Origin of the sequence: Pseudidiomarina marina (assembly GCF_044807045.1) — a bacterium.
In the GTDB taxonomy this organism is placed as follows: Bacteria; Pseudomonadota; Gammaproteobacteria; order Enterobacterales; family Alteromonadaceae; genus Pseudidiomarina; species Pseudidiomarina marina.
Genome location: NZ_CP085233.1, coordinates 2,201,428 through 2,220,979 on the forward strand (window position 1 = coordinate 2,201,428; position 19,552 = coordinate 2,220,979).

The 19,552-nt window shown below is 48.0% G+C and carries 18 protein-coding genes and 2 tRNA genes; 5 read left to right on the forward strand and 15 right to left on the reverse strand.

Annotation, left to right across the window (positions count from 1 at the left end; translation table 11 throughout):
- Positions 1–35 precede the first annotated feature (35 nt).
- From LG272_RS10530 to LG272_RS10550, 5 genes are all read left to right on the forward strand, one after another.
- A complete protein-coding gene (locus LG272_RS10530; RefSeq protein WP_404408413.1) occupies positions 36–323 on the forward strand; it encodes a hypothetical protein in 288 nt (95 codons plus the stop codon).
- A gap of 3 nt (positions 324–326) precedes the next feature.
- On the forward strand, positions 327–641 hold the full coding sequence (locus LG272_RS10535) for a HigA family addiction module antitoxin (protein WP_404408415.1): 315 nt from the start codon (positions 327–329) through the stop codon (positions 639–641).
- Between the two features lie 92 nt (positions 642–733).
- Positions 734–2,458 carry a gamma-glutamyltransferase gene (ggt, locus tag LG272_RS10540; protein WP_404408417.1) on the forward strand — a complete coding sequence of 575 codons (1,725 nt, stop codon included), beginning with the start codon at positions 734–736 and terminating at the stop codon, positions 2,456–2,458.
- A 17-nt stretch (positions 2,459–2,475) separates the two neighbouring features.
- Positions 2,476–3,255, forward strand: a complete 780-nt coding sequence (locus LG272_RS10545; protein WP_404408419.1) for a ZIP family metal transporter — start codon at positions 2,476–2,478, stop codon at positions 3,253–3,255.
- Positions 3,256–3,257: 2 nt separating this feature from the next.
- On the forward strand, positions 3,258–4,067 hold the full coding sequence (locus LG272_RS10550; protein WP_404408421.1) for an SDR family oxidoreductase: 810 nt from the start codon (positions 3,258–3,260) through the stop codon (positions 4,065–4,067).
- Positions 4,068–4,140: 73 nt separating this feature from the next.
- Here LG272_RS10550 and LG272_RS10555 read toward each other — a convergent pair whose 3' ends face one another.
- The 15 genes from LG272_RS10555 to ruvC all read right to left on the reverse strand — a co-directional run bounded on the left by LG272_RS10555 (position 4,141) and on the right by ruvC (position 19,531).
- Positions 4,141–5,556 carry an FAD-dependent oxidoreductase gene (locus LG272_RS10555; protein WP_404408423.1) on the reverse strand — a complete coding sequence of 472 codons (1,416 nt, stop codon included), beginning with the start codon at positions 5,554–5,556 and terminating at the stop codon, positions 4,141–4,143.
- Positions 5,556–10,019, reverse strand: a complete 4,464-nt coding sequence (gene gltB / locus LG272_RS10560; protein ID WP_404408425.1) for a glutamate synthase large subunit — start codon at positions 10,017–10,019, stop codon at positions 5,556–5,558. Before gltB ends, LG272_RS10555 begins: the two co-directional genes overlap by 1 nt.
- Before the next feature lie 98 nt (positions 10,020–10,117).
- On the reverse strand, positions 10,118–11,164 hold the full coding sequence (nadA, locus tag LG272_RS10565; protein WP_404408427.1) for a quinolinate synthase NadA: 1,047 nt from the start codon (positions 11,162–11,164) through the stop codon (positions 10,118–10,120).
- A gap of 72 nt (positions 11,165–11,236) precedes the next feature.
- Positions 11,237–11,312, reverse strand: a tRNA-Lys gene (locus LG272_RS10570).
- A 31-nt stretch (positions 11,313–11,343) separates the two neighbouring features.
- Positions 11,344–11,419, reverse strand: a tRNA-Lys gene (locus LG272_RS10575).
- Between the two features lie 139 nt (positions 11,420–11,558).
- Entirely contained in the window at positions 11,559–12,302 is a 744-nt protein-coding gene (gene ybgF / locus LG272_RS10580; protein ID WP_126759265.1) for a tol-pal system protein YbgF, read from the reverse strand.
- A gap of 18 nt (positions 12,303–12,320) precedes the next feature.
- Entirely contained in the window at positions 12,321–12,860 is a 540-nt protein-coding gene (pal, locus tag LG272_RS10585) for a peptidoglycan-associated lipoprotein Pal (protein ID WP_404408429.1), read from the reverse strand.
- Between the two features lie 54 nt (positions 12,861–12,914).
- Positions 12,915–14,270: a Tol-Pal system beta propeller repeat protein TolB gene (tolB, locus tag LG272_RS10590; RefSeq protein ID WP_404408431.1), complete on the reverse strand. Its 1,356-nt coding sequence runs from the start codon at positions 14,268–14,270 to the stop codon at positions 12,915–12,917.
- Between the two features lie 12 nt (positions 14,271–14,282).
- A complete protein-coding gene (gene tolA, locus LG272_RS10595; RefSeq protein WP_241967953.1) occupies positions 14,283–15,209 on the reverse strand; it encodes a cell envelope integrity protein TolA in 927 nt (308 codons plus the stop codon).
- Positions 15,209–15,643, reverse strand: coding sequence for a protein TolR (tolR, locus tag LG272_RS10600; RefSeq protein ID WP_126759268.1), 435 nt, complete (start codon positions 15,641–15,643; stop codon positions 15,209–15,211). The genes tolA and tolR overlap by 1 nt, the downstream gene beginning before the upstream one ends.
- Positions 15,640–16,335 carry a protein TolQ gene (gene tolQ, locus LG272_RS10605; protein ID WP_126759269.1) on the reverse strand — a complete coding sequence of 232 codons (696 nt, stop codon included), beginning with the start codon at positions 16,333–16,335 and terminating at the stop codon, positions 15,640–15,642. The genes tolR and tolQ overlap by 4 nt, the downstream gene beginning before the upstream one ends.
- Positions 16,325–16,762 carry a tol-pal system-associated acyl-CoA thioesterase gene (ybgC, locus tag LG272_RS10610; RefSeq protein ID WP_198678559.1) on the reverse strand — a complete coding sequence of 146 codons (438 nt, stop codon included), beginning with the start codon at positions 16,760–16,762 and terminating at the stop codon, positions 16,325–16,327. Before ybgC ends, tolQ begins: the two co-directional genes overlap by 11 nt.
- A 412-nt stretch (positions 16,763–17,174) precedes the next feature.
- Complete coding sequence (gene ruvB / locus LG272_RS10615; RefSeq protein ID WP_126759270.1) at positions 17,175–18,176, reverse strand: Holliday junction branch migration DNA helicase RuvB; 1,002 nt, start codon at positions 18,174–18,176, stop codon at positions 17,175–17,177.
- Positions 18,177–18,392: 216 nt separating this feature from the next.
- Positions 18,393–19,013 (reverse strand): Holliday junction branch migration protein RuvA, encoded by a 621-nt coding sequence (gene ruvA, locus LG272_RS10620; protein WP_404408434.1) that lies wholly within the window; start codon positions 19,011–19,013, stop codon positions 18,393–18,395.
- Positions 19,010–19,531 (reverse strand): crossover junction endodeoxyribonuclease RuvC, encoded by a 522-nt coding sequence (gene ruvC / locus LG272_RS10625; protein WP_126759272.1) that lies wholly within the window; start codon positions 19,529–19,531, stop codon positions 19,010–19,012. Before ruvC ends, ruvA begins: the two co-directional genes overlap by 4 nt.
- Positions 19,532–19,552: the final 21 nt, after the last annotated feature.

Genomic DNA, 19,552 nt, shown 5'->3' on the forward strand with positions numbered 1-19,552 from the left:
ACGAATGCTCAACTAAAATAAACAAGGAGGTTTATTTGATTGATAACTTTCGATCAAAAGCGTTGGAGGCGTTTTTCTGTGAAAATATTGTGGAAGGCTTACCTTTTACTGAACCCACATTATCTGAAATTTTGGAGATTTTAATTGATTTAAACTCAGACAAATTTCACATAGAAGATTTCACGAAACTTTGGACTGTCTATCAATATCACGGCGTAAATAATGTTGTATTAACCGTCAACGGTGTTGAATCTTGCGGTGCTATCACTTTCGAGTATAGAGGTAACATTGTTATCCATGTCGATTATTTTTCAGAGGGATAAGTTATGCAGCTATTACCAAGTACAGAGCATGCAATCAAACATCCGGGGCAAGTACTGAATGATCGGTTCCTGAAGCGTTTTGGTATTTCAATAACCGAAGCTGCGGCTAAGTTATATATGAAACGTGAACAATTATCGCGCTTCATTAATGGGCACACTGGGGTGTCGGTTGAACTTGCTCTTAAGTTAGAGGTTGCAACTGGTGTTTCCGCCGAGTACTGGCTAACGCGTCAAGCTCAGTACGATATTCAGCAATCATCTCAATCCATCACGAAAGTCAAAGCTGAGCCATTTTGTCAGGAGGTGTTGGCTCGGTAGTAGGTCTGTTATCTGCGATCACGGACATTGCTCATTCCATGCACACTCCATATAGTGAAGCGATACCTCACGAAAAACTGGAGTGTCTAATTATGAAGTCTCTTTTTCAGAAATCGAAAGTGGCGGCGGCGAGCTGCCTTTTTGCGCTTAGTTGCGCCTCTGCGAGCATGAGTGCCATTGCCGCTGACCGTATAACCGGTCATCACTTTGCCACCCGCTCAGAAGCCATGGCTCCACATGCAATGGCAGCGACCAGCCAACCGCTCGCAACTCAAGTTGCACTCGATATTATGCAAGCAGGCGGTAATGCTATTGACGCCGCTATTGCAGCAAATGCGCTTCTCGGACTTGTTGAGCCAACGGGCAACGGTATTGGCGGTGATTTATATGCAATAGTGTGGGACGCAGAAGGCAAGCGCCTGCACGGTCTGAATGCGTCTGGTCGTTCGCCGAAGTCGCTTACCTTAGATTACTTTTTAGAGAACGGGTATGAGTCTATTCCTGCACGCGGGGTTCTGCCGCTCTCTGTACCTGGTGCAGTTGATGGCTGGTTTGAACTGCATAAAAAATTCGGCAAATTGCCAATGGAACAAGTATTAGCACCGGCTATTCAATACGCTGAAAACGGTTTCCCAGTTACTGAAGTGATTGCCTACTATTTTGAGCGCAACGCCGACGTACTAAAAAATCAACCGGGCTTTGCCGATGTGTTCATGAAGAATGGCCTCCCCCCGCAAAAAGGCAAAATGTTCAAAAACCCTGACCTTGCCACTACCTACAAACTCATTGCAAAAGAAGGTCGCGATGCGTTTTATAAAGGCAAAATCGCCAAAACCATCGATGCCTTTGTGAAAAAGCATGGTGGTTTTTTAAGTTACGACGATCTTGCGAGCCATACATCAACATGGATAAATCCTGTTTCGACCAACTATCGTGGCTACGATTTGTGGGAATTACCGCCGAATACACAAGGCATCGCAGCTCAACAAATCCTGAATATTCTAGAAAACTACGACTTGGCTAGCATGGGTTTTGATAGCCCTGAATATGTTCACTTATTTGTTGAAGCAAAAAAATTGGCATTTGAAGACCGCGCAAAATATTACTCTGACCCAGATTTTAACGAAGTACCGGTGCAAGGCTTACTCGACAAAGATTACGCCAAACAGCGTGCGAAGCTCATTGACATGAATCGCGCTGGCAAATCGTTTGAACCGGGCAATCCGCCAACCGAAGGCGATACCATTTACCTCACCACTGCAGATGCAGATGGCAACATGGTCTCGCTCATTCAAAGCAACTATCGTGGCATGGGCTCGGGAATCACGCCAACAGGGCTTGGCTTTGTGATTCAAAACCGTGGCGAATTATTTGCGCTTGATAAAAATCATCGTAACGTTTTTGAGCCAGGCAAGCGTCCGTTTCATACCATCATCCCCGCCTTCGTCACTAAAGATGGTAAGCCAGTTATGAGTTATGGCGTAATGGGGGGTGCAACGCAGCCGCAAATGCATGCACAAATTCTCATCAATATGATTGATTTTGGCATGAACCTACAAGAAGCTGGTGATGCGCCGCGAATTCTTCATACCGGCTCGAGCCAGCCTACGGGTGAGGTCATGACCGATGGCGGTGCCGTTAGTTTAGAGAATGGTTTCTCCGATTACACCCGCCGCGAACTCATCAAAATGGGGCATACATTGCAAGAAGCTGTGGGACCGTATGGCGGCTATCAAGCCATTTGGCGTAATCATGAAGAAGGCGTATATTACGGTGCATCAGAAAGCCGTAAAGACGGTCATGCGGCAGGTTATTAAAACTAAAGGAATAAATCATGGAGTTAGTCCTCACGGCGTTACTGGCGAGTACAATCACTGGTGGTTTAACAGCTGTGGGGGCGCTGCCAATATTAATTGGAAAAAAGCCGTCTGAGAGATTTAACGATACCCTACTAGGTTTTGCGGCAGGCGTGATGCTCGCCGCTTCTTTTTTCTCACTGATTGTCCCATCAATTGATATTTCGACCGATATTTATGGTCCTGGTCCATGGCCGGCCGCGATAGCTGTTATCGGTATCTTACTTGGTGCTTTTGCCATCGCGCTATTTGATCGGATGGTGCCGCACGAACACTTTATCAGTGGCGTCGAGGGGCCGAACAGCGACAAAATTGCCGGCGTATGGTTATTTATATTTGCTATTGCGATTCATAATTTTCCTGAAGGCTTAGCTGTAGGCGTCGCTTATGGAAGCGGTCAGCAGGAAACAGCTTTTTCATTAGCACTGGGTATCGGGTTGCAAAATCTACCAGAAGGGCTAGCCGTTGCCGTTGGCTTGGTAGCAGTTGGTTACAGTCATATCAAAGCCTTTTTAGTTGCCGGATTAACCGGGCTTATTGAGCCTCTCGGGGGCCTGTTTGGTGGCGTTTTCGTGAATCTATCTGAGCTGTTGTTACCTTGGGGATTGGTATTTGCTGCCGGTGCTATGCTGTTTGTGATTAGTCATGAGATCATTCCTGAAACGCACCGACACGGTCATCACAGCCGCGCTACTGCAGGGCTCATGGTTGGATTAGTCGTCATGCTATTTTTGGACGTTTGGTTAGGAGCTGTTTAAACATGCCCAAGGTACTTTTGTTAGGTTATGGTGATATCGCCCAGCGCACAGCACCTTTGTTACTGGAATCTGGCTGGGAAGTCGTTGGGGCATGTCGCACACCGGAAGCGAAACCTGTTATAAATGGCGTTGAGCTCGTCGCTGCCGACGCCAATAGTGAACACGACTTAAACCAATTACTGTCGCGTCAATTTGATGCAATCGTAATTACTCTTACACCATCCAATTACAGTCGAGATGGTTACCACCAGGCTTATGTTGTGCCATGCCGACATCTACAGCATTTGCTACATCAACTTACTACCGCGCCTCGAGTTATTTATATTTCGAGTACCGGAGTGTACGGCCAACGCGATGGCGAGTGGGTTGACGAAACGAGCCCAACGTTACCAGATTCCGATAGTGGCGAAATGCTATTGCAAGCGGAACAGGTGATTCTTGGCAGCCCAGCAAAAGTTTCGGTATTACGTTGTTCGGGTATTTATGGTCCGGGTCGCGAGCGTCTGAAGCAGCAAATAAAAGACGGTACTGCTGTGATCACCCCAGCATGGACAAATCGCATTCATAGCGACGATGTCGCTGGATTTATTACCTATTTACTCGAGCATCCTGAGCAACAAGAAGAAATCTACGTCGTTAGCGACAACGAGCCACTCTTGCAAGAACAAGCCTATGCGCGCATCGCACAGCAACTTGGCGTTTCCATTGACGGGTTAAAGCGCACGAATGAAGTCGGGCCTCGCGGCAGCAAACGGCTCAGCAATGCTAAGATGCGTGCTACCGGCTATCAACTGCGCCACCCGCATCTCTAATCGCGTTGTTCGTTATTGGTTATTCGTTGTTCGTTATTCGTTATTGGTTATTCGAAAAAGCTACAAACCAAAACTAACGCTCAGTCAGGTAATCCATGATGCCGAGTGCGGCGGCTCGGCCTTGGGCTATGGCGGTAACCACTAAATCGGCACCGCGTACCATATCGCCACCAGAAAATATTTTCGGATTACTGGTTTGTAGTGGGTAACGACTTGATTCGTCGGCAATTACCGTGCCCCACTCCGACAGTTCAACACCTTCATCTTGCAGCCACTGCGGTGGGTTGGGTTGATAACCGAAAGCAATCACAACTGCATCTGCAGGCATCACAAACTCAGAATCGGGTACCGGTTGTGGTCGACGTCGTCCATTACTATCAGGCGACCCCAGCTCGGTACGAATCATTCGCACACCCACCACCTGATTTTCTTTGGTTTCAATTGCAATCGGTTGCAAATTAAACTCGAACTGAACGCCCTCTTCCCGAGCATTTTGTACTTCACGACGCGAGCCCGGCATGTTGCCTTCGTCACGTCGATAAGCACAAACCACCGATTCAGCTTGCTGGCGTATCGCCGTTCTCACGCAATCCATACCAGTATCACCACCGCCTAGAACCACAACCCTTTTGCCTTCAAGATTTATCAGCGGATACGCGGGCATCTGTTGATTCATTAATGTCTGAGTATTGCCAATCAAGTACGCCAACGCATGGTGCACACCTTTGGCATCTAAGCCTTGGAGTTTGCCGTCAAGCGCTTGGTAGGTTCCTAATGCCACAAATACTGCATCATACTTCTGTACAAGATCTGCAAATAGCACATCGCGACCAACTTCCACGCCTAACTTAAATTGAATGCCCATATCGGTGAATATCTCACGACGGCGTTCAAGTACCGATTTTTCCAGTTTAAAAGGCGGAATGCCGTACGTCAGCAAACCACCAATTTCTGGATATTTATCGTAAACAGCAGGCGTAATACCATGGCGAATCAAAACATCTGCACATGCTAATCCTGCAGGTCCCGCGCCAACCACCGCGACTTTGAAATCGGTCGCTTCAACATGGGAAAGATCGGGTCGCCACCCTTGCGCAAATGCGGTATCGGTAATGTATTTCTCAATGCTGCCGATAGTCACCGCACCGTAGTCATCATTGAGCGTACAAGCGCCCTCACATAGCCTATCTTGCGGACACACGCGACCGCATACTTCGGGCAAACTGTTCGTTTCATGACAAAGCTCTGCGGCCTCAAAAATGCGACCTTGCTGCACCAGCTCCAGCCACTGCGGAATATAATTGTGCACCGGACACTTCCATTCACAGTATGGGTTGCCGCAATCTAAGCAACGATCAGACTGGCCTTGCGCTTGTAGCTCCGACATCGGTTCGTAAATTTCGACAAACTCAATTTGGCGCTCCCGCAACGCTTTTTTGGGAGGATCGATACGCTGTACATCAAGAAATTGATAGATGTTCTTGCTCATTACATCACCTCCACGCGCAGTTCAGCGGTTGATCGCGCGCGATGACCGACCAAATCAGCCAACTGCACCGCCTTTGGCTTCACCAATACAAACTGCGAAAATGTCGTTTGCCCCTGTGCTAGTAACTGATGCGCTCGCTCACTGCCGGTGTGCTCATAGTGTTCATGAATAAGACCGCGTAAAAGCTCTTGTAATCGCGCATCTTCAACCGTACAAAGCTCAATGAGCTCAGCGTTAATTCGTTTACTCAAGCTACCGTCGGAATCTTGAACAAAAGCAAATCCGCCAGTCATCCCTGCGCCAAAATTGATACCCGTGTTACCAAGCACCACAACAATACCGCCTGTCATATATTCGCAAGCGTGGTCGCCCACTCCCTCAACGACAGCTGTTGCCCCAGAATTGCGCACAGCAAATCGTTCACCAGCACAACCAGCAGCAAATACTTTGCCGCCTGTTGCCCCATACAAACAGGTGTTACCCATGATGATTGGATTATCGTTACGGTAGTTGGCTGACGCCGGAAAACGTAAAACAATTCGCCCACCCGCCATACCTTTGCCAACGTAATCGTTGGCATCCCCGATGAGCTCAAGACGCAACCCGCCAGCATTCCATGCACCAAAGCTTTGACCTGCCGAGCCTTGAAACTGCAGGGCAATTGGATGCGGCGCCATACCTTGGTTGCCGTATTTTTTCGCAATGGCACCAGCTAAATTTGCCCCCACGGCACGATCATAATTGCGAATTTTAAACTGCCATGTACCGCCTAATCGCTGTTCGATAGCATCATGCGTGACCGCCATTAACTCTCGATTTAACTCGCCAGAGTCATGCGGAATATTTGCTTCGGTGCAATAGCGTGGTAGCCCATTATCAGTGGCTGCAGCCTCAAGTAATTTCGATAAATCTAACTGCTCTTGCATTCGCGTTACACCGGCAACACGGGTCAGCAGATCGACTCGCCCGATGAGATCGGTGAGCTGTGTCACGCCAAGTTGTGCGAGCCAAAACTGTACTTCTTCGGCGACAAATTCAAAATACTTAGCAACCCGCTCTGGCAAGCCTGTAAAGTGCTCACGGCGCAATGCTTCGTCTTGCGTTGCGACACCTGTTGCACAGTTATTTAGGTGACAGATGCGCAGGTACTTACACCCCAAAGCAATCATTGGTGCCGTACCAAAACCAAAGCTCTCAGCACCTAAAATAGTCGCTTTGATCACATCTAACCCTGTCTTTAAGCCACCATCCACTTGAACACGCACTTTATGGCGCAGATTATTGCTCACCAGCGCTTCGTGAACTTCTGCTAACCCTAGTTCCCACGGAGAACCAGCGTGTTTTACGGAAGTTAGCGGGCTAGCACCGGTACCGCCGTCATAGCCCGATACGGTAATTAAGTCGGCATAAGCTTTTGCAACACCAGTCGCGATGGTGCCGATTCCCGGCGATGATACGAGCTTTACAGAAACCAAAGCCTTTGGGTTTACTTGTTTTAGATCGAAAATCAATTGCGCTAAATCTTCTATCGAATAGATATCATGATGCGGCGGCGGAGAAATTAATGTCGTGCCGGCCACGGCATAGCGTAGCTTCGCTATTTCAGCCGTGACCTTCTCACCAGGAAGCTGCCCGCCTTCTCCGGGTTTTGCGCCCTGAGCTATTTTTATTTGTAGTACGTCGGCGTTTACCAAGTAGTGCGGCGTCACCCCAAACCGACCCGAAGCAACTTGCTTAATTCGCGAATTCTTATCCGTACCAAAACGCCGTGCGTCTTCGCCCCCTTCACCAGAATTAGAGTGTCCGCCAATCAGGTTCATCCCTTGCGCTAACGCTTCGTGCGCCTCGGGGCTTAATGCGCCGATTGACATGGCCGCCGTATCAAAACGATGGAATAGTTCAGTTACAGCCTCCACCTCAGAAATATCTAGCGGCTTGGCGACGGCTGTGGGTACCAAAAGGTCCCGAATAAAGCTAATTGGACGCTGATTAACATGATCGGCAAATTGTTGGTAGGCATTTGCATCGCCTCGATTAACAGCTTGCTGCAAACTCATCACCACGTCAGGGTTGTAAGCATGGTACTCACCACCGTGCACGTACTTCAGCAGGCCTCCGGCAGTGATCTTATGATGGCTAGACCATGCTTTTGAATATATCTTCTGAATTTGTGTCTCAAGATCTGCGAAGGTGGCGCCGCCAATGCGAGCGGGTGCATGCGCAAAACAACGCTCACGAACTTCAGCAGCTAAACCAACAATCTCAAACAAACACGCACCGCGGTAACTGGCAACCGTAGCGATGCCCATTTTGGACATGATCTTCAAAAGCCCTTTATTGATCCCTTCACGATAGTTTTGCAGTGCATCGCGAACTGGTAGGTCGATATCGCCTCGCTCGACCAGTTGTTCAATCGATTCATACGCTAAAAATGGGTATACCGCGGTAGCGCCAAGTCCAATTAACACGGCCATTTGATGCGCATCGCGAACCGCACCAGTTTCAACAATAATATTCGAATCACAACGCAGACTTTCACGAACTAATGCTTGTTGTACTGCTCCCACCGCCAGTGCCGCCGGAATCAGATGATGATTTTTGTTGAGGGTTCGGTCACTCAAAACAACCAACACCACAGCCTCATCGCGTACTAGCCTCACGGCTTCCGTCGTTAACTTGACGAGCGCCTGTTGCAAGTTATCGGAATGCGCATCGTAGCCTAGATTTAAAACGGCTAATTTATAATGTTCACTTGGCAACTCCCGTAACTGCTTGAGGTCGGTATACATTAATACCGGTGACTCAATCACAACGCGCTCCGCATACCCTGACGTCTCATTAAAGACATTTTGCTCGCGACCAATACAAGTCGCGAGACTCATGACATGTCGTTCACGAATTGGATCGATCGGCGGGTTCGTCACTTGCGCAAATTGCTGGCGGAAATAATCAAAAACATCGCGCGGTTGTTGCGAAAGAACAGCGATTGGCGTGTCATCGCCCATCGAGCCAGTTGCCTCATGACCATCTTCCGCCAGCACGGCCAGCACTTGCAGTAATTCTTCGCGGCTATACATATGTAACTTGTGATAAATAGCCATCGTTGCGTCGTCAAATAGGCGCTGACCAAGATGTTCCGCAGCACACTCGCGAAACGGCGTAAGATGGCGGATATGCTGATTCAACCAATCGCGATAAGGATGTCGCTGCTGCAAATCGTCGTCAATTTCACCACTGCGCCAAATACGCCCGGTATAGGTATCAATGGCCACCATTTCACCAGGCCCGAGCCGTCCTTTCTCGACCACGTCTTCGTCTTTGTAATCCCAAATTCCAACCTCTGATGCGATAGTAACTAAACCATCATTCGTGGCAATCATGCGGGCGGGGCGCAATCCGTTTCTATCTAAGCTACAGGCAACTTGCCGTCCATTACTCATGACGATTCCGGCTGGACCATCCCATGGCTCCATATGCATTGAATTAAATTCATAAAAAGCGCGCAACGGGTCAGACATCGTCGCATTACCCTGCCAGGCTGGAGGAATTAAAAGCCGTAGTGCACGAAACAAATCCATGCCTCCGGCTAAAAGTAATTCAAGCATATTATCCAACGCCGATGAATCCGAGCCATCACTGTTTACAAACGGAGCTGCTTGTTGCAAATCGGGTAATAACGGCGAATGGAATTTGTACTGTCGCGCCAAGGCCCACTGGCGATTGCCTCGAATGGCATTTATCTCGCCATTGTGTGCAAGAAAGCGAAAGGGTTGAGCTAAGCGCCACTGTGGCTGAGTATTAGTTGAAAATCGTTGGTGAAATACGCAATGGCTCGTTGTTAACGTTGGATCAGCTAAATCAAGGTAGAAATTGGCAAGATCTTTCGCCAGCATCAGACCTTTGTAAACGATAACCAAGCAAGAAAGTGAACACACATAGAAACTCGAGTCGTTAGCCAACAATTGCTCGGTTCTGCGCCGAGCCATGTATAACCGTCGCTCTAAATCTTTTTTACGCCAACCAGGCGGGGCACTGACAATCACCTGTTGAATACTTGGTTGCGTTGTCCGCGCTATCGAGCCAAGTACGTCGGCGTTTGTAGGTACTTCACGCCAACCTTCCACACTGAGCGTTTCGCGTCGCAATTCCGCTTCTAGAGTTTGCTTCTGAGTTTTTTGAGTTTCTGGGGCCGTACTTAAGAACACCATGCCAACGGCAAATTTCTTACTCAGGTGCCAATTCTGCTTCGTCGCATAATCACGAAAGAATTGTTGGGGTAACTGGAGGAGTAATCCGCAGCCATCGCCGGTTTTGCCATCAGCATTAATACCACCGCGATGCTGCATGTTTGCTAACCCGGTAATCGCCTTGGTAATAATGGCGTGACTGGATTGCCCATCAACTTGAGCAATCAGTCCGAATCCACAGTTGTCGCGTACGTCGTCATGTGAATAGAGCGCCATTTATACAACCTCATGCAAAAAGTGAATAATCCACCTTAAGCATGAAGTTAATTTGACGCAAATATAATCACTATAAAGTACGGTGATTGGAGTTGGCGCTAACCTTTAAACTGAAGCATGCGATTTAATGGTTTCAAAGCTCGTTCAGCCAATGTTTCATCAACATGAATCTCGTGCTTTGCACCACCGTTTTCAAGCGCTTCTGCAATTGCTACAAGACCGTTCATGGCCATCCACGGGCAATGAGCACAGCTGCGACAAGTCGCACCGTTACCAGCAGTAGGCGCTTCAATGAAATGTTTATTCGGCGACAACTGCTGCATCTTATAGAAAATGCCACGGTCAGTTGCCACAATAAAGGTATCATTTGGCAACTCTTGGCTTGCTTTAATGAGCTGCGATGTTGAACCTACGGCATCAGCCATTTCGACGACGGACTGTGGCGACTCTGGATGTACCAAAATTGCCGCATCTGGATAAACACGCTTCAGGTCTTCGAGAGCTTTCGTTTTAAACTCATCGTGAACTATACAAGCGCCCTGCCACATGTTCATGTCAGCGCCTGTTTGCTTCTCAATGTAGGCCCCTAAATGTTTATCAGGTCCCCATAAAATCTTTTCGCCATTCGCATCAAGATGGTCAACAACCTCAAGCGCAATACTTGAAGTGACAACCCAGTCTGCCCGTGCTTTAACGGCTGCCGAGGTGTTCGCGTAGACCACCACAGTACGATCAGGGTGTTCATCGCAGAACCGCGAGAACTCCTCAATAGGACAGCCTATATCCAACGAGCAAGTCGCCTCTAGCGTTGGCATCAGCACGCGCTTATGCGGAGTAAGAATCTTGGCGGTTTCGCCCATGAACTTCACCCCAGCAACAATCAGCGTGTCTGCTTCATGCTTCGCACCAAATCTCGCCATTTCAAGCGAATCAGCTACACAACCGCCAGTTTCCTCAGCGAGAGCCTGAATTTCCGGATCGGTGTAATAATGCGCAACCAATACCGCATTCTTTTCACGTAATAATTGTTTAATACGTGCGGTGTATTCTGCTTTTTCAGCGTCTGATAGCGCTTTGGGTTTAGGCGGGAATGGATAATCTAAGCTATCAATTACCCGTGCTTGAATTTCTGCCGTAATGCTCATGGTACCACTTCAATGCCTTAAAAAAGTTTGACGATTATAAATCAAATTGGGGCGCGAAGGGAAAAAATAAAGTGGTGGGTTGTGCAGGATTCGAACCTGCGACCAATTGATTAAAAGTCAACTGCTCTACCAACTGAGCTAACAACCCATAATAAAACTTTGAAGGAGGTGAGAGTGATTGGTGGGTTGTGCAGGATTCGAACCTGCGACCAATTGATTAAAAGTCAACTGCTCTACCAACTGAGCTAACAACCCATCACTTTCGCGTTACACACTTATCAGTGGCAACGGCGGCATAGTTTACTTAAAAAGCCGCTCGTTGCAACTGTAAATTGAAGGAATCGGGTGCGTTTGCTCAATTTGCGAACATTTACCCGAATTTTCTACAGGAATTTTACAAATTATCGAGGCGTTTACGTGCTAAGCCAGCTTCCGTCGAATCAGCATATTCGCTAATCACCTGATTATATAACTCGCGCGCTTTCGCTTTATCATCTTGCTGCTGCGCAATAATGCCCAGTTTCAAAAGACAATCACCACGCTTATTACTATCTGGGAAGTCACTAACAACAGTCGCAAAATGACCTTTCGCTTGGTCGTATTTGCTTTCAGCAAATAACAACTGACCTAACCAATAGTGCGCGTTTGGCACGTACGTAGAATTCGGATATTTTTCGATAAATGATTCAAAGGCTGGCACTGCAGCATCATATCGTTTATCGCGAAGAACCAATTGAATGGCTTGTTCGTAAGCTTCGTTTTCTGATAGATCTGCTGAGTAATTCGTTGAGCTACTCGTATCAACCGCTGTTGTATTCACTTGCGCCGGTTGTGATTGAGCTGCTGGCTGTGACGCTAAACGTCGATCGATTTCTTGATAGATTTCACGTTGACGCTGCAGAATCTGCTCAATTTGATATGCGTGTTCTTCCGTTTTACCACGAAGTTCAGCAACCTCATCTTGCAACTGAGACATTTGGTCTAACAGTGCCATCTGCGCTGCATTACGCGCATCCATAACACGTTCGAGTTGATTAAGACGTTCTTCTAACGATCCACTGCCTAACTTAGAAACCGGTGCCTGCGCATGCAGGACACCGGGAATCAGAAAGGCCAATACTAAGATTACTTTTTGCATTGGCTCAACCAGAGTTACTTAGTAAACGAGTACACCGCGGCGGTTTTTCGCGTAGGCGTCATTGTTTGAAGCGTTGATTAACGGCTTCTCTTCACCGTAAGAAACGGTCGTGATCTGGCTAGAGCTTACGCCCAAGTTCTGCAAGTATTGTGCAACAGCTTTCGCACGACGCTCGCCCAACGCGATGTTGTACTCAGGTGTACCACGCTCGTCACAGTGACCTTCAACAGTTACTGTTACGTTCGGGTTTTCAACCAAGAAGTCAGCGTGCGCTGCTAATACTTGTGCATACTCAGATGAAATACGTGAATCATCGAATGCGAAGAAAACCATGTTTTCTTGACGCAATTCAGCAACTTTTTCAGCGCGAATTTCTTCAGGAGTTTTTTCACGCTCTACAGCGCCAACATCAACACCTGATTGATCTTGTTGCTGCTCTTGCTGCTGGTTAGTTTGCTGGTCAACAGCGTCCTCAGCACCTTGGTTAGAGCTACATGCTGCAAGAGTCAGCATAGGTACTGCAATGAACAGACTTTTTAAGGCTTTGTTTGCGTTCATGTCCGCGTTCCTTTCTTTCATGTAAGTGATTGAACTTGCTTTAAAACATTCGTACTAACGTAAAAACGGTGACCACGACGGTGATTTTACTTCACCTTCTCGCGCAGGTAAACGCGCTTTAAATCGTCCGTCTACCGATACCAGCGCCAGTACTTGCTGGTTATTATGGGTGGTGCTGTAAATCACCATACTACCATTCGGTGCCAAGCTTGGCGACTCATCCAAAGCTGTCTGCGTTAAAACCTGCATCGTACCATTTGGATAGTCCTGACGTGCAATGTGATAGTTACCTTGTGTCCGGTTAACCATAATCACTTGCTTACCATCTGGCGAATACGTTCCGCCCAAGTTTTGTTCGCCCTCAAAGGTTAATCGGCGAACCTGGCCTGAACTTAAATTTACGCTATAAAGTTGTGGTCTGCCACCCCTTTCTGACGTAAAAATCAGCGAGTTACCGTCTGGCGACCAAGCTGGCTCAGTATCAATCGCGTGATGATTCGTAATTCGACGTAAACGCTTTGTCGCGATATCCATCACGTAAAGTTCTGGGTTGCCATCTTTCGATAGCACCATAGCTAAGCTTTTGCCATCCGGCGAAAACACTGGACTACTATTAATGCCAGGGAACTGTGTCATCCGTTCTCGACTACGAGTATAGATGTCCTGAATGAAAATCTCAGGTTTTTTGTTCTCAAAGCTGACATACGCCAGTTTATTTCCATCTGGCGACCAAGACGGTGACATCAACGGTTCAGGGCTACGTAGCAGCACCCGCTCGTTATAACCATCGTAGTCCGCCACCACAAGCTCATACGGCTTATCTAACTCATGGTTAACAGTAACATACGCTATACGGGTCATAAACGCACCGCGTTGACCGGTTAAGGTTTCGTAAAAGATATCTGAAATACGATGGGAATACTGGCGGAATTGATCACCTGAAATAACACTCGAGCGTGCATCCAGTATATGATCTTCTGATGTCACCAATTGACCGTTACGAAGAACTTGAGTACCGCTGGTAATTTGCCCTCGCAAAATATCAACAATCTCGAACGAGACGGTATAGCGATCCATCGAATGTGGCTCAATCGTGCCTACCAGTACAGCCTCGACGCCTAAACCTGCCCACGCCGTATAATCGATTTCAGCGGAGCTTGATGGCCGCTGCGGCATACCATTTACCGGAATTGGATTAAATTTACCACTGCGCATTAAATCGGCAGCTACAACTTCCGTAAGCCCCTCCGGCTTCGGACCATTCCCCAACCATTTAAACGGTACGACAGCAATAGGACGCGCCGAATCGATACCGCCAGTAATGACAATTTCAAGTGAGGCTTTGGCCGGCTGGCTAGAAATCAGCAAACTAGCCGCGGTTACAACACAAATGAGCAGTTTCTTCATCATAAGCTTCTTCATTTAATCCGCGATAAATGGGAACGTAATATTTTTCATTTCTTCGTACACGTCTGGGTCATTTGACATCGGTAGTGTACCAATTTTCAAGATGGCGCGTCGGGCCGATTCGCACACAGCGCGGTCACCCTCACCTTCACTTACTGAAGTAACAAAACCACTTCGCGATAGGGTGATATTTAAGCGGCATTCTTTACCGCGCATCGAATCATCGACAATCCAGTTACGTTGAACCGTATTCCTGATCAGCGCTGAATATCGATCAACCTCACTTTGAACTTGCTGGCGTCGAGCCGCCGCACGCTCTTGAGCTTCTCGCGCTAATTCTTCTTGCAACTGTCGCTCTCGCTCGGCACGTTCACGCGCTTCTTGCTCACGACGTTTACGCTCTTCTTCAGCTTTGCGCGCCTCTTCTTCTTTGCGTTGACGTTCCGCTTCAGCCTTGGCCGCCGCTTCTTCCTCACGCTTACGCCGTTCGGCGGCAGCCGCAGCCGCTTTTTCAGCCTCTTCACGCTCTTTCTTCGCTGCCGCTTTTTCCTGCTCTAAGCGACGCCGTTCATCTTCTTGTTGCTTTTGCAACTCACGTAACCGCTGTTGCTCTGCTTCGCGTGCTTTGCGAGCCTCAGCTGCCTTGCGTTCAAGTTCAGCCTGGCGTCGTTGCTCGGCTTGCTCCGCTTGACGCTCACGCTCACGAATTTCATTTACACGCTTCTCAACTGCCGCTTGGTCAACAGTCACAGCTTGTACAATTTCTTGATTATCAGGTTGTGGCGCGTTAGGAGCTGATAGCTCTACTTGTAGCGGCTTATCAAATGGCATCTGGAAATGCATGCCGAAGATCATCAAACCGACAACCGCAACATGCACTAACAGCGACAGTACCAAAGGCACTGTCCAATCACTAGGCCATGACCAACTCTTCTTTGCCACTACTGATCACCTGCTGAGTTATCTGTCATCAAACCAACCTGCGGTACGCCAGCTCGCTGCAACAGCACCATTAACTGGACAACCTGATTGTATTGTACCGAACCATCGCCTTTCACAACCACGGGACGATCAGGACTTACCTGAAGCTCAGCCTGTACAGCAACCGCCAAATCAACCACATCCATAGCGGCATTGGGGTCGTTATTGGTGCTCAAATAGTAATTACCATCCTTATCTACTGACGCAACAATTGGCGGCTTACTCTCAGGGTCGAGCGGCTCTGCTGATGCTTTCGGCAAATCCACTTTCACACCTTGCGTAATCAATGGTGCCGTCACCATAAAGATAATCAGTAGAACCAACATGACATCAATGTATGGCACCACATTGATTTCCGACACCTGCTTCCGGCGCCGACGCGTTACCGTCATCATGCCGCAGCACCTGCTTTTGATTGCGAACCTTGGCGCTGCAATATCGCCATTAATTCGTCCATAAAGTTGACGTATTGGTTATCTACTTTTTCCACACGATATGTAAATCGGTTGTACGCAATAACTGCTGGAATTGCCGCAAACAAGCCCATCGCTGTTGCAATCAGTGCTTCAGCGATACCTGGTGCAACCATAGCAAGTGTTGCTTGCTGCACCGCTCCTAAGCCAATAAACGCATTCATGATACCCCAAACCGTGCCAAATAGGCCGACGTAAGGGCTAATTGAGCCGATTGTCGCTAGAAACGACAAATTGCTCTCTAAACGATCGAGTTCGCGTGAGTGAACCACGCGCATTGCACGGTATGACGCATCCAACATCTGCTGTTGGCTTAACGTTTCGTTCTTGCGTAAACGGGCAAATTCTTTAAAGCCGGCGTGAAAAATCTTTTCCATTCCTGAGGCGTTTTGTGCGCGCGCCGAAACTTCCTGAAATAAACGAGCCAAATCAACACCGGACCAGAACCGGTCTTCAAAACTTAACGCTTGTTGCGTTGCTGTTTTAATAATTTTCGCACGTTGAAAAATCATCATCCAACCAACCACCGAGAACGCTAACAACAACAGCATTACCAGCTGGACAACAATACTAGCTTCCAAAATCAGCGCAGTTATCGACAATTCAGTTTGCACGTTTTAACACCTCAAATATTTCTGCTGGCATCGGCACCGCTTTCACCGACTCACCAGATTCTCCTAAATTGACACAAGCAGCTTTAATTTGCGCCTGACATAAAACCGATCGATTGGCATGCAACACTTGCTGCGTAAATACCACCGACGCCTTTCCGAGGCGTTCGACCACAACCGTTACTATCAGTTCATCATTAAATCTTGCCGGCTGCAGTAAATCCATCTGCACCTGGCGCACGACGAAACCAATTCGATGCGACAGCCACGTATCCTGTTCAATCCCTAAAGAGCGTAACCATTCTGTCCGCGCCCGCTCAAGGAATTTGAGATAGTTCGCATAATAAACGATACCGCCAGCATCTGTATCTTCGTAATAGACCCGAATCGGCCATTCAAATGTTAACTTGTTCAATTTTACACCAGACATTTTTTTATCTTAACGATCTGACCAATTTTTACAAAACCCTTAATATTCGAGCCCTATTTTGGTCTGACCAATTTATGTTAGCGCATTTTTTAACCACCAAAACCAGAGTCGCATTAGTAAAAATAATGTGAAACACAATTTTTCTCGTTTGAAAGGTGGTCAGTCCTCCGTATAATGCGCGTCAGATATCAGATACGAAGAGACCGGTTGTCACTTCTTCCTGTTATTGTTCCCTGGATTTAACTTCCTTGTTGTTCTGTATTTTGCCCGCTCCATGAGCGGGCTTTTTTTTGCCTAAATTCAAATGCGATATTAGCTATTGGATATTAGATATTAGATAAACCACAAATACCCGATACTTCAGCGCTAATATCCAATAGCTAATATCCAATAGCTAATATCTAATATCGTCTTAGTCTTTCCCTAAGCCGAAGTGGGCGTAGGCGTGTGGCGTCGCTATTCTTCCCCGCGGAGTTCGCTGCAAAAACCCCTGCTGAATTAAATAAGGCTCCAACACATCTTCAATCGTGTCTTTCTCTTCGCCAATCGCTGCCGCCAAATTATCTAACCCGACTGGCCCGCCCATAAACTTCTCGATAATTGCCAATAGCAACTTGCGGTCCATGTAATCGAATCCCGCCTCGTCAACATCGACCATCGCAAGTGCAGCTGCCGCTGTTGGTTGATCAATATGACCGCTATTCTTTACCTCGGCAAAATCACGCACACGTCGTAGCAAACGATTTGCAATACGCGGCGTACCACGCGAGCGGCGCGCTATCTCTAGCGCTCCATCAGCTTCTAAATCCAAGTTCAAGAATTTAGCTGAGCGACGAATAATCGTGGTTAACTCTTCCACGTTATAAAACTCAAGCCGCTGGACAATGCCAAACCGGTCACGCAACGGCGACGTTAAAGCGCCAGCTCGCGTTGTCGCTCCCACCAACGTAAACGGTGGAAGATCGAGTTTAATCGAACGAGCCGCAGGGCCTTCACCAATCATAATATCGAGCTGATAATCTTCCATCGCCGGATACAAGATTTCTTCAACCACCGGACTCAACCGGTGAATTTCATCAATGAACAGCACATCATGCTCTTCAAGGTTGGTTAACAATGCCGCAAGGTCGCCCGCTTTTTCTAGCACTGGCCCTGAAGTTTGCCGGATATTTACGTTCAATTCATTGGCAACAATGTTCGCTAGGGTTGTTTTGCCAAGCCCTGGCGGCCCGAAAATCAAGACGTGATCGAGCGCCTCAGAACGCTGCTTAGCGGCCTGAATAAAAATTTCCATTTGCTCAACCACATGCTTCTGGCCGGTGTAATCAGCAAGATGCTTAGGACGAATAGCGCGATCAATCACTTCATCTTCGCTGCTCGCCTGCGGTTGATTTATGCGGTCTGGCTCAATCATTGTTAACACCCCGTAGCCCGGCGTTTCACGCCGGGTAGCGCAACGCGCTGTTATTGCCCGTCGTTACACTTTATAACGCCGGGTAGCGCAACGCGCTGTTATTCTCCCAAATTACTACCAATCTCTATATTTTCGGACATCTTGGTACGCTGAATAGAACACCGCGGAAGCCCTGATATTCACGGCGCTGCGCGCCACCCGGCGTGAAACGCCGGGCTACATATTCTTCAGCGCGAAGCGGATGAGGGCTTCGCTTGGTGCTTCGGGTTCAGCTTTGAGTGCAGCCGCGACAGCTTTCTCAGCTTGGGCTGGCTTGTAGCCAAGCGCCAGCAATGCACTCAGCGCGTCGTCGCGCCGCGAGCTACCGCTAATCGTTGGATTCATCTCACCAATGTCAATTGGTGCAGCATCGGTTGCAGGTGTTGCCGTACCCCAATTTTTTAATCGGTCGCGCATTTCAACAACTAAGCGTTCCGCTGTTTTGCGGCCTACACCCGGAAGTTTAACCAACGTGGAGACATCATCGTGTGTTACAGCATGAACAAACTGATGCGCCGTCATACCAGACATAATAGTAAGGGCTAACTTCGGGCCGACACCTTGCGCTTTAATCAGTTGCCGAAATAGCATGCGTTCCGCAAACGTATTAAACCCATAAAGCAGTTGTGCATCTTCACGTACCACAAAGTGTGTGATGATTTTTACTTGCTCGCCAATATCTGGAAGTTCATACAAACAAGTCATCGGCATCTGAACTTCATAGCCAACGCCGTGTACATCAATGAGAATTTCAGGTGGTTGCTTAGCGATTAACGTTCCTGTTAATTGACCAATCACGCGCGTCCCCTTGTTGTTTTTAGTATGAGTTGTGTGCGTGTATGCGCATGGCACAACGCAACAGCTAACGCGTCGGCGGCATCAGCTTGCGGCTTATGCTGCAGTTTCAGCATCGCCATGACCATGTGCTGCACTTGCGTCTTGTCAGCAGCACCCGTGCCTACCACCGCCTGTTTCACCAAACGCGCAGCATATTCTGCCACTGGCAAACCAGCACCGGCTGCAGCGACAATCGCAGCACCTCGAGCCTGACCTAACTTTAGCGCAGAATCAGGGTTGCGTGCCATAAACACTTGCTCAATAGCGAATTCAGTCGGTTGAAACTGCGCAATAAGCTCAACAATACCATCATGGATAACTTTGAGCTTATCGGCAAGAGTTGGTTCGGCTTCGCCTTTAAGGCTGCGCATCACATTGATGCAGCCGCTGCCTAAATAGGTAATTTGATTGCCTGATTGGCGAATCACACCATAGCCGGTAAGGCGTGAACCTGGGTCAATTCCCAGAATTATGGCCATGATTCGCTCCTATCAGTAAGG

Excerpts from the sequence above, each read along its gene's own strand:
- LG272_RS10535 (WP_404408415.1), top strand. The coding sequence starts at position 327 with ATGCAGCTATTACCAAGTACAGAGCATGCAATCAAACATCCGGGGCAA.
- ggt (WP_404408417.1), top strand. The coding sequence starts at position 734 with ATGAAGTCTCTTTTTCAGAAATCGAAAGTGGCGGCGGCGAGCTGCCTT.
- LG272_RS10545 (WP_404408419.1), top strand. The coding sequence starts at position 2,476 with ATGGAGTTAGTCCTCACGGCGTTACTGGCGAGTACAATCACTGGTGGT.
- LG272_RS10550 (WP_404408421.1), top strand. The coding sequence starts at position 3,258 with ATGCCCAAGGTACTTTTGTTAGGTTATGGTGATATCGCCCAGCGCACA.
- LG272_RS10555 (WP_404408423.1), bottom strand. The coding sequence starts at position 5,556 with ATGAGCAAGAACATCTATCAATTTCTTGATGTACAGCGTATCGATCCT.
- gltB (WP_404408425.1), bottom strand. The coding sequence starts at position 10,019 with ATGGCGCTCTATTCACATGACGACGTACGCGACAACTGTGGATTCGGA.
- nadA (WP_404408427.1), bottom strand. The coding sequence starts at position 11,164 with ATGAGCATTACGGCAGAAATTCAAGCACGGGTAATTGATAGCTTAGAT.
- ybgF (WP_126759265.1), bottom strand. The coding sequence starts at position 12,302 with ATGCAAAAAGTAATCTTAGTATTGGCCTTTCTGATTCCCGGTGTCCTG.
- pal (WP_404408429.1), bottom strand. The coding sequence starts at position 12,860 with ATGAACGCAAACAAAGCCTTAAAAAGTCTGTTCATTGCAGTACCTATG.
- tolB (WP_404408431.1), bottom strand. The coding sequence starts at position 14,270 with ATGATGAAGAAACTGCTCATTTGTGTTGTAACCGCGGCTAGTTTGCTG.
- tolR (WP_126759268.1), bottom strand. The coding sequence starts at position 15,643 with ATGATGACGGTAACGCGTCGGCGCCGGAAGCAGGTGTCGGAAATCAAT.
- ybgC (WP_198678559.1), bottom strand. The coding sequence starts at position 16,762 with ATGTCTGGTGTAAAATTGAACAAGTTAACATTTGAATGGCCGATTCGG.
- ruvB (WP_126759270.1), bottom strand. The coding sequence starts at position 18,176 with ATGATTGAGCCAGACCGCATAAATCAACCGCAGGCGAGCAGCGAAGAT.
- ruvC (WP_126759272.1), bottom strand. The coding sequence starts at position 19,531 with ATGGCCATAATTCTGGGAATTGACCCAGGTTCACGCCTTACCGGCTAT.